This is a genomic window from Enterobacter sp. CFEC122 (assembly GCF_052983755.1).
Window position 1 is genome coordinate 83,435 of the sequence record NZ_JBRIQR010000020.1, and the last position, 14,667, is coordinate 98,101.

Annotated in this window: 11 protein-coding genes; 4 read left to right on the forward strand and 7 right to left on the reverse strand. The window is 57.1% G+C overall.

From position 1 onward, the window contains the following. The first annotated feature begins 47 nt into the window (after positions 1–47). A complete protein-coding gene (locus tag ACVCAM_RS15445; protein WP_014830263.1) occupies positions 48–320 on the forward strand; it encodes a DUF3811 domain-containing protein in 273 nt (90 codons plus the stop codon). Here ACVCAM_RS15445 and rluF read toward each other — a convergent pair whose 3' ends face one another. Beyond that, positions 321–1,193 carry a 23S rRNA pseudouridine(2604) synthase RluF gene (gene rluF, locus ACVCAM_RS15450; RefSeq protein WP_008503414.1) on the reverse strand — a complete coding sequence of 291 codons (873 nt, stop codon included), beginning with the start codon at positions 1,191–1,193 and terminating at the stop codon, positions 321–323. A gap of 197 nt (positions 1,194–1,390) precedes the next feature. Here rluF and ACVCAM_RS15455 point away from each other — a divergent pair, with 197 nt between their 5' ends. Beyond that, positions 1,391–1,693: a type II toxin-antitoxin system RelE/ParE family toxin gene (locus ACVCAM_RS15455; RefSeq protein WP_025912224.1), complete on the forward strand. Its 303-nt coding sequence runs from the start codon at positions 1,391–1,393 to the stop codon at positions 1,691–1,693. Between the two features lie 6 nt (positions 1,694–1,699). Continuing rightward, a complete protein-coding gene (locus ACVCAM_RS15460; RefSeq protein WP_021242718.1) occupies positions 1,700–1,987 on the forward strand; it encodes an addiction module antidote protein in 288 nt (95 codons plus the stop codon). Here ACVCAM_RS15460 and ACVCAM_RS15465 read toward each other — a convergent pair. Together ACVCAM_RS15465 and metH are read right to left on the reverse strand one after the other, a co-directional pair. Continuing rightward, on the reverse strand, positions 1,984–3,615 hold the full coding sequence (locus tag ACVCAM_RS15465) for a Na/Pi cotransporter family protein (protein WP_025912225.1): 1,632 nt from the start codon (positions 3,613–3,615) through the stop codon (positions 1,984–1,986). The two genes, ACVCAM_RS15460 and ACVCAM_RS15465, sit on opposite strands and share 4 nt — an antisense overlap. Positions 3,616–3,832: 217 nt before the next feature. Further along, positions 3,833–7,516 carry a methionine synthase gene (metH, locus tag ACVCAM_RS15470; protein ID WP_407222959.1) on the reverse strand — a complete coding sequence of 1,228 codons (3,684 nt, stop codon included), beginning with the start codon at positions 7,514–7,516 and terminating at the stop codon, positions 3,833–3,835. Between the two features lie 193 nt (positions 7,517–7,709). Here metH and iclR point away from each other — a divergent pair, with 193 nt between their 5' ends. Next, complete coding sequence (gene iclR / locus ACVCAM_RS15475) at positions 7,710–8,540, forward strand: glyoxylate bypass operon transcriptional repressor IclR (RefSeq protein ID WP_023293555.1); 831 nt, start codon at positions 7,710–7,712, stop codon at positions 8,538–8,540. 37 nt (positions 8,541–8,577) lie between these two features. Here iclR and aceK read toward each other — a convergent pair whose 3' ends face one another. From aceK to metA, 4 genes are all read right to left on the reverse strand, one after another. Further along, positions 8,578–10,314, reverse strand: coding sequence for a bifunctional isocitrate dehydrogenase kinase/phosphatase (aceK, locus tag ACVCAM_RS15480; RefSeq protein ID WP_021242715.1), 1,737 nt, complete (start codon positions 10,312–10,314; stop codon positions 8,578–8,580). 51 nt (positions 10,315–10,365) lie between these two features. Beyond that, on the reverse strand, positions 10,366–11,670 hold the full coding sequence (aceA, locus tag ACVCAM_RS15485; protein ID WP_008503407.1) for an isocitrate lyase: 1,305 nt from the start codon (positions 11,668–11,670) through the stop codon (positions 10,366–10,368). Between the two features lie 31 nt (positions 11,671–11,701). Further along, positions 11,702–13,303 carry a malate synthase A gene (gene aceB / locus ACVCAM_RS15490; protein ID WP_447093623.1) on the reverse strand — a complete coding sequence of 534 codons (1,602 nt, stop codon included), beginning with the start codon at positions 13,301–13,303 and terminating at the stop codon, positions 11,702–11,704. Between the two features lie 270 nt (positions 13,304–13,573). Further along, the gene (gene metA, locus ACVCAM_RS15495; protein WP_407222957.1) at positions 13,574–14,503 is read right to left on the reverse strand and encodes a homoserine O-acetyltransferase MetA; all 930 of its coding nucleotides are present in this window, start codon (positions 14,501–14,503) and stop codon (positions 13,574–13,576) included. Between the last annotated feature and the right edge of the window lie 164 nt (positions 14,504–14,667).

Sequence of the window (14,667 nt, forward strand, 5' to 3'; positions counted from 1 at the left end):
ACTCAGCTTGCTTTACACTGAAGCCTCTCTCTCATGAGGCTTCAGCAATGGCGACACCACGTTTGACCCAGAAAGACATGACGGAAGCCGAGCAGCGCGAACTGAAAACGCTTCTCGACCGCGCCCGCATCGCGCATGGCCGTACGCTGACCAACGCCGAAACCAATCAGGTGAAAAAAGAGTACATCGACAAACTGATGGCGCAGCGTGACGCCGAGGCGAAAAAAGCCCGCAAGCTGAAAAAGCAGCAGGCTTATAAGCCGGATACTGAAACGACCTTTTCCTGGTCGGCCAATACCTCTACCCGTGGAAGGCGCTAGCTAGCGCCCTTTCTTTTTACGGCCAGGCTGGGTAAATCGCTTCCCGTTACCCGGTTTGCCGCGTCCTTTCTCTTCCGCCTGCGGCGCCTTCACGACCGGACGTTTAATCGCCTGGGTTTTCGGTTTGGCTTTGGCCTTCGGCTTCGCTTCGGACGAGGAGTTCTCGATAAGCTTGAACAGCTCAATCAGTTCGTCATCCGTCAAGTCGCGCCATTCGCCCAGCGGAATGCCGGACAGGCTGACGTTCATGATGCGCGTGCGCTCCAGCTTCGTCACTTCATAACCGAAGTACTCGCACATGCGGCGGATCTGGCGGTTTAAGCCCTGCACCAGGGTAATGCGGAACGCGAACGGCGCTTCTTTCTTCACCTTACACTTTTTCGTGACGGTACCGAGGATCGGCACACCGGCGCCCATGCCGCGAATAAAGTCGTCCGTGACCGGCTTATTCACCGTCACAATGTACTCTTTTTCGTGATCGTTACCGGCACGCAGGATCTTGTTGACCAGATCGCCGTGGTTGGTGAGGAAAATCAGCCCCTGAGAGTCTTTATCCAGACGGCCAATCGGGAAGATACGGCTGCTGTGGTTCACGAAATCAACGATGTTGTCCCGCTCACCGTCTTCCGTGGTGCTGACAATTCCAACCGGTTTGTTCAACGCGATAAACACCAGGTCTTCGGCATCACGCGGTTCGATGAGCTGACCATTCACTTTAACCACGTCGCCAGGCATGACCTGGTCACCAATCGTGGCGCGCTTGCCGTTGAGGAACACATTACCTTGTTCAATGTAACGGTCCGCCTCGCGACGTGAGCAGATCCCGCTCTCGCTAATGTATTTGTTTAATCGGGTTGATTGAGTTGGCAGCATAGTTTCTCCTGTGAAGGGCGAAATATACCTTAGGTATGGACTGGAAAAAAAGATTAGCCGACGGTAACTGAGACGGGTTTTTTAGTTTGCGAGACGCTTTCAGGATTTTGCATTCTGTCATTTACCCATGTGTTCAAGCCTTTTAGTTTTACTCTCCATGGAGAAGTGTTTGTAGTTTATAAATCACAGGGAGTAATATGAAGGAGATTGTTCAGACAGAATCCTTCCGACGCTGGGAGCAAAACTTAAAAGATCGACGAGCGAAGACCATTATCGCTTCCCGCCTCTTTCGGTTGGCAAATGGCTTAGCGGGCGACGTTAAACCCGTGGGAGAAGGTATAAGTGAGCTAAGGATCCACTTTGGTCCGCGCTACAGGATCTATTTTAAAGACCAGGGCAATTACATCATCGTGCTGTTATGTGGTGGTGACAAAAGCAGCCAGGCCAGAGACATACTGATGGCAAAAATGCTGAGCAATGTATCCCAATGGCAGGAGTGAATGAGCATGCATAAATTAACACCTTACGATCCCGCCAACGCGTTGGTGGATGACGAGGAAATCGCCGTGTTTATCGCTGATGCACTAGAAACAGGCGACTCGACATATATCGCTAAAGCCCTTGGTGTTGTCGCGCGAGCCAAAGGCATGTCGAACATTTCACAGCAAACCGGTTTATCACGTGAGCAGCTTTATCGGTCATTCAGTGATAAAGGAAACCCAACGCTCAAAACCACGCTCGCGGTCATGAAAGCATTGGGTTTTGGGCTAACACTCAAACACGCCGGGGATTAATACTCATCCCGCTGGTCATCTTCATCCGGCTGTTCCATCACGCTGTAGGCCACCGCACAGAACAACGAGTTGAGGCGCTTCATATCACCCAGCAGCCCCAGGTGGAGTGAGCTGGTCTCGATACTCTGCACGTTCTGCTGATGCAGGCGCTCAACGTGGGCGTGCGAGTAGCGGCGGTTAAGAATGCGGAAGCGATGCTTGTTGCGGCGCAGGCGGCGCGCGCTCGGCACGTCGCTGGAGAAGAAGACCAGCATCGCCAGCTTGAGGTTGCTGACCAGCTGTTCGTGCAGCGCTTCAAGCTCTTTTATGCCTTCAACGGAGAACGCCCGGCGGGCGGCCAGCGACTTATCGGCTATCTCGCTGCCCATGCGCTCAACAATATCGGAGGCCTGCTCAAGGTTGAGCGACATCTCAATGATTTCCGCCCAGCGGCGGGACTCCTCCTCCGCCAGCTCGTCCTGCGGCATGCGGGCCAGGTAAAGCTTAATGGCGGTATAGAGCACGTTGATATCGTCCGCCAGTCTGCGCAGCTCTTTCTCCTCTCGCGGCTCGCCGTGCATCACCTTTTGCAGCCCTTCGAGCATGGTTTCCATGGCGTCGCCCATGCGCAGCGTCTCGCGCGCGGCATTCGCCAGCGCCAGCGCCGGGGTGTCCAGCGCGGAGGTATCCAGATGCTTTGGTTTCAGGCGGGCGTCCAGCTCCGGTTCGTCCTGAATGAGTCGCTCGCAGAAGCGAGCCATCGACCCGGCAAAAGGGACCATCGCCAGGCAGCGCACCAGGTTGTAGAACACGTGGAAGTAGATCACCAGCTCCGCCTTCGGCAGCGGGAGGTTATCCATCAGGTTCGCCAGCGGATGGATAAAGGGCAGAATAATCAGGCTGCCCACCAGCTTAAACAGCAGGCTGCCGAGCGCCACGCGGCGGGCGGCAGCGTTGGCGGCGCTGTTATTGAGCATCGCCAGCAGGCCAGAGCCGAGGTTGGCACCGATCACCAGACACAGCGCGACCGGGAAGGAGATCGCCCCGGCGGCGGTGAGCGTGGCCGTCAGCAGCACGGCGGCCAGGCTGGAGTAGCTGACGATGGCAAACACCGCGCCAATCAACGCGTCGAGCATGATGTCACCGGTCAGGGAGGCGAAGATGACCTGCACGCCGTTGGCCTCGGTAATCGGGGTGACCGCCTGCACAATCAGCTCCAGCGCCAGCAGAATCAGCCCCAGGCCAATCCCCACGCGTCCAAGCTGGCCCGCCCGCGTCTGTTTGCGGCCGAGGAAGAAGATGACGCCGACAAAAATCAGCAGCGGCGACAGCCATGAGAGATCAAACGTCAGGATACGCGCCATCAGCGCGGTACCCACATCAGCCCCCAGCACAATGACCAGCGCCGGGGCCAGCGCCACCAGATCCTGCGCCACAAAGGAGGTGACAAGCAGGGTTGTGGCGTTGCTGCTCTGAACGAGTGCCGTTACGCCAATGCCTGCGCAGAAGGCGAGCGGCTTCTTCTCAACGCTGCTGCTGAGAACGGTACGTAAACGGGCACCAAATACGCGCATCACGCCGGTACGGACGATATGGGTGCCCCATACGAGCAGTGCGACTGCAGAGAGCAGATGTAACAGGGTCAGCACGGATGGTTTTCCTCCTTATCTTTATCGGTTTTCCTGAGGTTCCCTGCGCGTTGCCATGTCGGATGACGGCGACGCCTTATCTGACCTACGCACAGGCCCGGTAAGCGCACCGCCACCGGGTGCCAGGGATAGAACCTTATTTCAGTATAAGGGGTTAAGCGTAAGAAAGAGACAAGGCACCCATGAGGTGCCCTGTTTGTTGTAAGGAAAAGTGACGTTAGTCTGCGTCGTAGCCTAAATTCGGTGCCAGCCAGCGCTCTACTTCTGACACGCTCATGCCTTTGCGCAGGGCGTAATCTTCAATCTGATCGCGCTGAAGCTGCGCCACGGCAAAGTACTTGCTGTCCGGGTGGCTGAAGTACCAGCCGGAGACGGATGCGCCCGGCCACATGGCGTACGACTCGGTGAGCTTCATCCCGGTATGGGCTTCGACGTCCAGCAGTTGCCAGATCGTGCCCTTTTCGGTGTGTTCCGGACAGGCCGGGTAGCCCGGCGCCGGACGAATCCCCTGGTAGTTTTCGCGGATCAACTCCTCGTTGCTGAGGTTTTCGTTCGCCGCGTAGCCCCAGTGCACCTTACGCACGCGCTCGTGCAGGTACTCGGCGAAGGCTTCCGCCAGGCGGTCGGCGATCGCTTTCACCATGATTTTATTGTAATCATCGTGCTGCGCTTCGAACGCGTCCGCCAGCGCATCTTCTTCCAGACCGCCGGTTACCGCAAAGGCGCCAATATAGTCGGCTTTACCGCTCAGCTTCGGCGCGACAAAATCGGCCAGGCAGTAGTTGGCAAAGCCCACTTTCTCGGTTTGCTGGCGCAGATGGCGGCTGACTGCCAGCACGTGAGTGCGGGTTTCATCGCGGTAAATTTCGATGTCGTCGCCCACGCGGTTGGCCGGGAACAGCCCCACCACGCCGCGTGGGTTGAGGGTTTTCTCCGCGCTCAGCCTGTCGAGCATGTCGTTGGCATCGTTAAACAGGCGTTTCGCCTCCTCGCCCACCACCTCATCTTCCAGAATGCGCGGATATTTGCCCGCGAGCGACCAGGTCATGAAGAACGGCGTCCAGTCGATGTAGTTGCGCAGCGTTTCGATGCTGGCACTGACCTCCTGAACGCCCAGGCGATGCGCGACCGGCGGCGTATAGCTCGACCAGTCAAACGCCAGATCGTTATCGCGCGCCGCCTGGAGTGAAACTGGCGGGGTGCGCGGTTTCTTGCGCCCGTGCTGGATGCGAACGGTTTCGTACTCTTTGCGGGTGCGCTCAACAAACTCGTCGCGCTGGGTGTCAGAGAGCAGCGCGGAGACCACGCCCACCGTGCGCGAGGCGTTCTGCACGTAGACCGTCGGCCCGCTGTAGTTCTGCTCGATTTTCACCGCCGTGTGCGCCTTGGAGGTGGTCGCGCCGCCAATCAGCAGCGGAATGGTGAAGCCCTGACGCTCCATCTCCTTCGCCACGTTAACCATCTCGTCCAGCGACGGGGTGATCAGCCCGGAGAGGCCAATCAAATCGGCGTTCACTTCGCGCGCGGTCTTGAGGATTTTATCCGCCGGGACCATCACGCCAAGGTCGATAATCTCGTAGTTATTGCACTGCAGCACCACGCCGACGATGTTCTTGCCGATGTCGTGCACGTCGCCCTTCACGGTGGCGATGACCATTTTGCCGTTGCTGGAGCCTTTCTCTTTGCTGGCCTCGATAAACGGCTCCAGGTACGCCACGGCCTGCTTCATCACGCGGGCGGATTTCACCACCTGCGGCAGGAACATCTTGCCCTCGCCGAACAGATCGCCGACCACGTTCATGCCGTCCATCAGCGGGCCTTCAATGACCTCAATCGGGCGGGCTGACTTCTGACGCGCCTCTTCGGTGTCCTGCTCGATAAACTCGGTGATGCCTTTTACCAGCGAATATTCCAGACGTTTTTTCACGTCCCAGGCGCGCCACTCGGCCTGCTGAACGTTGGCTGCGTCATCCGACTTGCTGCCGCGGTATTTTTCTGCCAGGTCAAGCAGCCGCTCGGTCGCGTCGTCGCGGCGGTTGAGGATCACGTCTTCCACCGCGTCGCGCAGCTCGGCGGGCAGGTCGTCGTAAATCGCCAGCTGGCCGGCGTTAACGATCCCCATGTCCATCCCGTTGCGGATGGCGTAGTAGAGGAACACGGCGTGGATCGCTTCACGCACCGGGTCGTTGCCGCGGAACGAGAACGAGACGTTCGATACGCCGCCGGAGATGAGGGCATGCGGCAGCTCGCGCTTGATGTCCTCGCACGCGCCGATAAAGTCCTGGGCGTAGTTGTTGTGCTCTTCGATGCCGGTCGCCACGGCGAAGATGTTCGGGTCAAAGATGATGTCTTCCGGCGGGAAGCCTACCTCTTCGGTCAGTATTTTGTACGCGCGGCGGCAAATCTCAATTTTACGCGCGCGGGTGTCGGCCTGGCCCACTTCATCAAAAGCCATCACCACCACAGCGGCTCCGTAGCGGCGGACCTGCTTCGCGTGGTGGATGAAAACATCCACGCCCTCTTTCATCGAGATAGAGTTGACGATGCCTTTACCCTGAATGCACTTCAGCCCCTTCTCGATCACCTCCCATTTGGAGGAGTCGATCATGATCGGCACGCGGGCGATGTCCGGCTCACCGGCAATCAGGTTGAGGAAACGCACCATCGCCGCCTCGGCGTCGAGCATCCCCTCATCCATGTTGATATCGATAATCTGCGCGCCGCTTTCCACCTGCTGGCGGGCAACGTCCAGCGCTTCGCTGTACTTCTCCTCTTTGATCACTCGCTTGAACTTCGCGGAGCCGGTGACGTTTGTACGCTCACCCACGTTCACAAACAGGCTGTCTTCGCCGATGGTTAACGGCTCAAGGCCGGAGAGGCGACAGGCAACCGGCAGTTCGGGCAGCTTGCGCGGCGGCAGTCCGGCCACGGCGTTGCTCATGGCGGCGATGTGCTCCGGCGTGGTGCCGCAGCAGCCGCCGACGATGTTCAGAAATCCAGACTCGGCCCACTCGCGGATTTGTGCCGCCATGGTGTCGGCATCCAGATCGTATTCACCGAAGGCGTTCGGCAGACCGGCGTTCGGGTGCGCGGTAACGTAGCATTCCGCAATGCGCGACAGCTCCTGCACGTACTGGCGCAGTTCATCTGGACCCAGCGCGCAGTTCAGGCCGAAGGAGAGCGCGTCGGCGTGGCGCAGGGAGTTATAAAACGCTTCGGTGGTCTGGCCGGACAGGGTACGGCCGGAGGCATCGGTGATGGTGCCGGAAATCATAATCGGCAGGTCAACGCCCAGCGCCTCGAACTCCTCTTTCACCGCGTAAATCGCGGCCTTGGCGTTGAGGGTGTCGAATACCGTTTCAATCAGGATCAGATCGGAACCGCCTTCCACCAGCGCTCTGGTCGATTCACGGTAGGCAACAACCAGCTGGTCAAAGGTGATATTACGAAACGCCGGGTCGTTGACGTCCGGTGAAATCGACGCAGTGCGGTTGGTTGGGCCAAGCACCCCGGCAACGTAGCGCGGCTTGTCCGGCGTGCGGGCCGTCCACTCGTCGGCGCAGGCGCGCGCAAGCTTTGCGGCTTCAAAGTTGATCTCCGCCGACAGGGATTCCATCTGGTAATCCGCCATGGCGATGGTTGTCGAGTTAAAGGTGTTGGTTTCAACGATATCCGCACCCGCTTCGAAGTAGGCGTTGTGGATATCCTTGATCACGGACGGCTTGCTGAGCACCAGCAGGTCGTTGTTCCCTTTCAGGTCGCAGGGCCAGTCGGCGAAGCGTTCGCCGCGGAAATCGCCTTCACTCAGACGATAGCCCTGGATCATGGTGCCCATGCCGCCGTCCAGCACCAGAATTCGTTCATTTAACTGCGCACGCAGTTGCTCTACTTTGCTGCTCACACTTGCTCCCGACAACGCTCAACAAGGCCAAAAGGCTGCGTTCCATACTGGCACAATCTCGCAGGGTGGAAAAGTCGCTCAGCGGTAACATGAGACATGTTCACTATCACTCCTCCGATCAGTCAGGATAACGGTTGCAAATTCACCAAATAAAACGAAAATGATTTCCACGATACAGAAAAAGGAGATCGTCATGGTCGCGACCGTTCCCGCTAAACGCGGCAGAAAACCTGCTGCCACCACCGCTGCCGCACAACAGGGTGGACAGGTTCAATCGCTCACGCGCGGTCTGAAGCTGCTGGAGTGGATAGCCGAGTCGCACAGCAGCGTGGCCCTGACGGAGCTGGCCCAGCAGGCTGGCCTGCCGAACTCCACGACGCACCGCCTGCTGACCACCATGCAGCAGCTGGGCTTTGTCCGCCAGGTAGGCGAGCTGGGGCACTGGGCGGTGGGCGCGCATGCGTTTATCGTGGGCAGCAGCTTCCTGCAGAGCCGTAACCTGCTGGCGATTGTGCACCCGATTCTGCGCAAATTGATGGAAGAGTCGGGCGAGACCGTGAATCTGGCCGTGCTCGACCAGAGCGACCATCAGGCGATTATCATCGACCAGGTGCAATGCACGCAGCTGATGCGCATGTCCGCGCCGATTGGCGGCAAGCTGCCGATGCATGCCTCAGGGGCGGGTAAAGCGTTCCTCTCGCAGCTGACCGAGGAGCAGGTGACGGGGCTGCTGCACCGTAAAGGACTGCATGCTTATACCCACGCCACGCTGGTTTCGCCGGTGCATCTGAAAGAAGACCTGGCCCTGACCCGCAAGCGCGGCTATTCGTTTGACGACGAGGAGCACGCCCTCGGCCTGCGCTGTATCGCAGCCTGCATTTTTGACGAGCACCGCGAGCCGTTTGCCGCCATCTCTATTTCCGGGCCGATTTCACGTATGACCGACGATCGGGTCACTGAGTTGGGTGCGCTGGTGATTAAGGCGGCGAAAGAGGTCACGCTGGCGTACGGTGGGATTCGTTAAGCATGCATTGCCGGGTGGCGACTTCGCCTTACCCGGCCTACATGATGCCCTCTGAAAACCGGATGCAAAACCGCTGCTTACGGCGGTAAGCGTACACATCTTCCACGTGCCCGTTTTTGATCCGCGTTTGCAGTCCCCGCCAGTAGCTGGCGCGAAACAGATCGGCATGCATCTCTTCGAATAGCGGCCCGATGCGCGGATCGGCGCAGAGCCAGTGGCGAAACTCTTCGGGAAACACATCGCCCGGCGAAACGCTGTACCACGGCTCGCTGGAAAGCTCATCTTCCGGGTAGCGGGGCGGTGGGATATCGCGGAAGTTCACCTCGGTCATGTAGCAAATTTCGTCGTAATCGTAGAACACTACCCGTCCGTGACGGGTGACGCCGAAGTTTTTGAACAGCATATCGCCCGGGAAGATATTGGCGGCGGCAAGCTGGCGAATCGCGTTGCCGTACTCTTCAATCGCATCTCTTAAAGCCTGACCGTCGGACTGCTCCAGCCAGATATTCAGCGGCACCATGCGTCGTTCAATGTAGAGATGGCTGATCGCGATTTTGTCGCCAAGATCGGTGATTTTGGCGGGTGCTTCCTGCAGTAAAAGCGCCATGAGCGCCGGATCGATCTGCTGCTTATCCAGCACAAAGTTTTCGAACTCCTGGGTATCCGCCATGCGCCCAACACGGTCGTGCTCTTTAACCAGCTGGTAGCAGGCGCGGACGTGCGCGGCGGTCATCTCTTTCTGCGGCGCGAATCTGTCCTTAATCACCTTAAAGACCCGGTCAAAGCCCGGCAGCGTAAACACCAGCATCACCATGCCGCGAATGCCTGGCGCTTCGATGAACTGTTCATCGGCCGTGGTGACATAGCGCAGGTACTCCCGGTAGCTTTCCGTTTTGGCGTGCTTCTGGCAACCAATGGCCATATACAGCTCGGCTGTGGTTTTACCCGGCAGGATCTCGCGCAGCCACTCCACCAGCGCGGCGGGCAGCGGAGCGTACACCATAAAATAGGAACGGGCGAAGCCAAACACGATGCTGGCCTCGGCGCTGGTAGTCAGGCAGGTATCAACAAACAGTTCCCCGTCGTCGGTACGATGGATCGGTAGCAGAAAGGGCACGATGGCCGTCGGCGTAACCAGTTTGCCCACCAGCCAGGCGGCTTTATTGCGGTAGAAAAGCTCGTTGGCCACCTGCAAATGGCTGTGGCTGAGCACCTCCGCGCCGAATGCTTCTTTGAGATGGGCGTGGATATACCCGATATCCCGGGCTTTATTCTCCCAGGGCAGACGCAGCGGCAAATCCGTCAGCACGCGGTGCAGGAGCTTTTCCCATCCGTGCTCGGGAAAGAAATCTTTCGCCAGCGGACGCGGAATGGTACGAAAGCGCCGTTCAGGCTGGGAGCTGAAGATAAATAACCGCTCAGGAGATAATGAGCGGTGGTCAAATAACCGGCAATAGACGGAGTTGAAAAAGCTCTCCGCAATCTCGAAGCGCGGGTAGTCGGGTAACAGATGGGTGTAGTGCTCCTTCACGCGCAGTAAAAATTCCGCGTCCGGACTTTTACCGTCGGTAATACAGCGCAGCTGCTCCACCACCAGACCCACATGGTGATCGTAGAGATGGATACGCTGCTTCATGGCCTGCTGAACCGCATGCCAGTCTGCATGCTCAAAGCGCTGCTGGGCGCCGGAGGTTACTTCCAGAAAACGACCATACTGGGCATCGAAGCCCTGCAAAATAGTTTGGGCAATCAGTAATTCCAGGCCACGCGACATATATTCCCCCTCACCACCAACCCTCTCCCCAGGGGGGAGAGGGGGAAAAGATTAGAACTGTGCTTCTTCCGTTGAACCCGTTAAGGCGGTGACGGAGGAGGTGCCGCCCTGAATAATCGTGGTCACATTATCAAAGTAGCCGGTGCCCACCTCCTGCTGGTGTGAGACGAAGGTGTAACCATCTTTCCCCGCCGCAAATTCCGGCTGCTGCACCTTCTCAACGTAGTGCTTCATGCCCTCACCCTGCGCATAGGCGTGCGCCAGGTCGAACATGTTGAACCACATGCTGTGGATGCCTGCCAGCGTAATGAACTGGTATTTGTAGCCCATGTCGGACAGCTGCTGCTGGAAGCTGGCGATGGTTTTGTCATCCAGCTTTTTCTGCCAGTTGAAGGACGGCGAGCAGTTGTAGGCCAGCAGCTTGCCCGGGTATTTCGCATGGATGGCGTCAGCAAAGCGTTTTGCCAGCGCCAGATCCGGCGTAGAGGTTTCACACCAGACCAGGTCCGCGTACGGCGCGTACGCCAAACCACGGCTGATCGCCTGCTCGATACCCGCATGGGTGCGATAGAAACCTTCGCTGGTGCGCTCGCCGGTGATGAACTCGCTGTCGTACGGATCGCAGTCAGAGGTGATCAGGTCAGCCGCGTCGGCATCGGTACGGGCAATGACCAGCGTTGGCACGCCGAGCACGTCAGCAGCCAGACGCGCGGCAACCAGCTTCTGCACGGCTTCCTGAGTCGGAACGAGCACCTTACCGCCCATATGTCCGCACTTCTTCACTGACGCCAGCTGATCTTCGAAGTGAACGGCCGCTGCACCGGCTTCAATCATCGATTTCATCAGCTCAAAGGCGTTCAGCACGCCGCCGAAGCCCGCTTCCGCATCCGCGACGATCGGCAGGAAGTAGTCAATAAAGCGCGGATCGTTTGGCTCAATACCCGCCGCCCACTGGATCTGATCCGCACGGCGGAAGGTGTTGTTGATCCGATCCACGACCGACGGCACGGAGTTAGCCGGATAGAGCGACTGATCCGGGTACATGCTGGAGGCCAGGTTGGCGTCCGCCGCGACCTGCCAGCCGGAGAGGTAAATCGCCTCAATACCGGCCTTCGCCTGCTGCAGCGCCTGACCGCCGGTCAGCGCACCGAGGCTGTTGATGTAGCCCTTTTTAGAGCCACCGTGCAGCAGCTTCCACATTTTCGCCGCGCCATTTTGCGCCAGCGTACATTCCGGATTGACCGAGCCGCGTAATTTCACCACGTCTTCCGCGCTGTACGGGCGGCGGATGCCTTCCCAGCGCGGTTGAGTCCACTCTTTCTTTAATTCTTCGATTTGTTGGGTACGGGTTTTCATGTGCAGATGCTCCATATTGTTATGTAGTGAGTTACGCCAGGAAGCGGTAGCCCGGCAGGGTCAGGAAGTCGATTAAGTCATCTGATGTGGTGATTTGCTCCATCAGGCGCGCAGCGTCGTCAAAACGCCCGCTGCTGAAGCGATGTTCGCCCAGCTCGTCCTGGATCACCCGCATCTCTTCGGCCAGCATCTGGCGGAACAGGGTCTTGGTCACCGGTTTGCCGTTGCTAAGCGTTTTTTGATGGTGGATCCACTGCCAGATAGAGGTACGTGAGATCTCCGCCGTCGCAGCATCTTCCATCAGGCCGTAGATCGGCACGCAGCCGTTGCCGGAGATCCACGCTTCGATGTACTGCACCGCGACGCGAATGTTGGCCCGCATCCCCTCTTCCGTACGTTCACCCGCGCACGGCGCCAGCAGCTGTTCTTCTGCTATTGGTGCATCGTCTTCACGGGTGACAAACAGCTGGTTTTTGTTGTCGCCGAGCACGCGGTTAAAGACCTCCATCGCCGTATCGGCCAAACCCGGATGGGCGATCCACGTCCCGTCGTGACCGTTACGGGCTTCAAGCTCTTTATCGGCTTTCACCTTGTTGAGCACCTGGTTGTTACGCTCAGCATCTTTGCTCGGGATAAAGGCCGCCATACCGCCCATCGCAAAAGCGCCGCGCTTGTGGCAGGTTTTGATCAGCAGACGCGAGTAGGCGCTCAGGAACGGTTTGTCCATGGTGACAACCTGACGATCGGGGAGCACGCGATCGGGATAATTTTTCAGGGTTTTGATATAGCTGAAAATATAGTCCCAGCGTCCACAGTTCAGACCGACAATGTGGTCGCGCAGCGCATGCAGGATTTCATGCATCTGGAATACGGCGGGCAGCGTTTCAATCAGCAGGGTGGCTTTGATGGTGCCGCGCGGCAGGTTGAAACGATCTTCCGCATAGCTGAAGACCTCGCTCCACCAGGCTGCTTCCTGCCAGGCCTGCGTTTTTGGCAGGTAGAAATACGGGCCGCTGCCTTTCGCCAGCAGGGCTTTGTAGTTGTGGAAGAAATAGAGGGCAAAATCAAACAGGCTTCCTGGAATGGCTTCTCCACGCCAGGTGACATGTTTTTCGGGCAGGTGCAGGCCGCGCACGCGACAGATCAGCACCGCCGGGTTCGGTTTGAGCTGGTATATTTTGCCGGCTTCATTGGTATAGCTGATGGTGCCGTTTACGGCGTCGTGCAGGTTGATCTGCCCCTCGATGACCTTACGCCAGTCCGGTGCCAGCGAGTCTTCAAAATCAGCCATAAAGACTTTAACGTTGGCGTTCATGGCGTTGATCACCATTTTGCGTTCTACCGGACCGGTGATCTCAACGCGACGATCCTGTAAATCTTCAGGGATGCCGCGGATTTTCCACTCGCCACGACGAATGGAAGCAGTTTCCGAAATAAAACCAGGCAACTTGCCGTTATCAATTTCCTGCTGCTGATGAATACGTGCCGCCAGCAGCTTATTGCGCTGCGGCGTAAAGCGGGTCACCAGTTCAGTCAGAAATTCTACCGCTTCTGCCGTTAATACTTGCTGTTCTTGCTCGCCATACGGCTGGGTAAAGGCCAGTTCATCGACCGTCGTTGCCTGTTGAGTCATTACTCTGCTCCTCATCAAAGATCCAAAATCACGCCCCCGATGCGAACGAAAGATCGTTGGGTAGTTTTCGCTCAGCAGAATTAAGACTATCTCTATTTTTTCCAAAATCAAAAACAATTTCCATTTTAATTATTAATTATGATTAATTGATTGATTTCATTGAGATTAAAGTTGGATCGAACGGTGAGTGGCATTTCGGAAATAAAAAAGGCTCCCGAAGGTGCCTGATTTGAATAGCTGAAACGCTTTAGGATCGTTTAGTGCAGACGATTACTCCAGCGTCGGGTTCATGTGACGCAGATCGTATGGTGTTATCTGGTAGACGTAATAGTTGAGCCAGTTAGTAAAAAGCAAATTCCCGTGGCTGCGCCAGGTCGCTCTCGGTTTGTTTTGCGGATCGTCTTTCGGGAAATAGTTGTAAGGGACATCCGGGTTAAGACCCGCTTCAACATCACGGAAATACTCTGACGCCAGGGTGTGCGGATCGTACTCAGGATGCCCGGTTACGAATGCAATGCGCTTATCTTTACTGGCAAACAGGTAAGCGTCCCCATCTTCCGTTTCGGCCAGGATCTCCAGATCGGTGTAATCACGAATCAGCTGGGCCGGGAAGTCAGCGTAGCGAGAATGCGGAGCCAGGAAAGAATCATCGAAACCACGCGTCAGCAACGCATGGGGATGGAGAATATGGTGTTCGTATACGCCGGAGAGCTTTTCAGTGCGGGTTTGCTTGGGGATGCCATACAGAATATTCAGTGCGGCTTGTACCGCCCAACAGACAAACAGCGTGGACGTGACGTGATCTTTTGCCCATTCCAGCACCTGTTTGATCTGCGGCCAGTAAGCGACATCGTTAAATTCCACCAGGCCCAGCGGCGCGCCGGTCACAATCAGTCCGTCGAAGTTTTCACCCTGAATGTCATCAAAGTTGCAGTAGAAGTTGTTCAGGTGCTCAGAAGGCGTATTGCGTGACTCACGAGCGTCGATCCGAAGCAGTTGAATATCAACCTGCAGCGGGGAGTTCGACAGCAAACGCAGGAACTGGTTTTCAGTTTCAATCTTCTTCGGCATCAGATTGAGAATAAGCACCTTCAGCGGGCGAATTTCCTGAACTGTCGCACGTGAAGCCGTCATAACGAAGACGTTTTCTTCACGTAAGAAACTGACGGCTGGTAGCTCGTCCTGCACCCGAATCGGCATAACCTTACTTCCTCACAGTATACGTATAAACGTTTAGACATCCAGACAGCTAACGATACCCAGAAATGATCGGAATGTCGAGTCTGCAAGGCAAAGGTGAGAAAGTTTCAGGGAGAGGGAGAAAAACAAAAGCAAAAAACCCCGCACCTTACGGTACGGGGTTC

What these genes read in the sequence shown, in the direction of transcription:
- ACVCAM_RS15455 (WP_025912224.1), top strand. Translation starts at nt 1,391, where the DNA reads ATGAAGGAGATTGTTCAGACAGAATCCTTCCGACGCTGGGAGCAAAAC.
- rluF (WP_008503414.1), bottom strand. Translation starts at nt 1,193, where the DNA reads ATGCTGCCAACTCAATCAACCCGATTAAACAAATACATTAGCGAGAGC.
- metA (WP_407222957.1), bottom strand. Translation starts at nt 14,503, where the DNA reads ATGCCGATTCGGGTGCAGGACGAGCTACCAGCCGTCAGTTTCTTACGT.
- ACVCAM_RS15445 (WP_014830263.1), top strand. Translation starts at nt 48, where the DNA reads ATGGCGACACCACGTTTGACCCAGAAAGACATGACGGAAGCCGAGCAG.
- iclR (WP_023293555.1), top strand. Translation starts at nt 7,710, where the DNA reads ATGGTCGCGACCGTTCCCGCTAAACGCGGCAGAAAACCTGCTGCCACC.
- aceB (WP_447093623.1), bottom strand. Translation starts at nt 13,303, where the DNA reads ATGACTCAACAGGCAACGACGGTCGATGAACTGGCCTTTACCCAGCCG.
- aceA (WP_008503407.1), bottom strand. Translation starts at nt 11,670, where the DNA reads ATGAAAACCCGTACCCAACAAATCGAAGAATTAAAGAAAGAGTGGACT.
- ACVCAM_RS15460 (WP_021242718.1), top strand. Translation starts at nt 1,700, where the DNA reads ATGCATAAATTAACACCTTACGATCCCGCCAACGCGTTGGTGGATGAC.
- aceK (WP_021242715.1), bottom strand. Translation starts at nt 10,314, where the DNA reads ATGTCGCGTGGCCTGGAATTACTGATTGCCCAAACTATTTTGCAGGGC.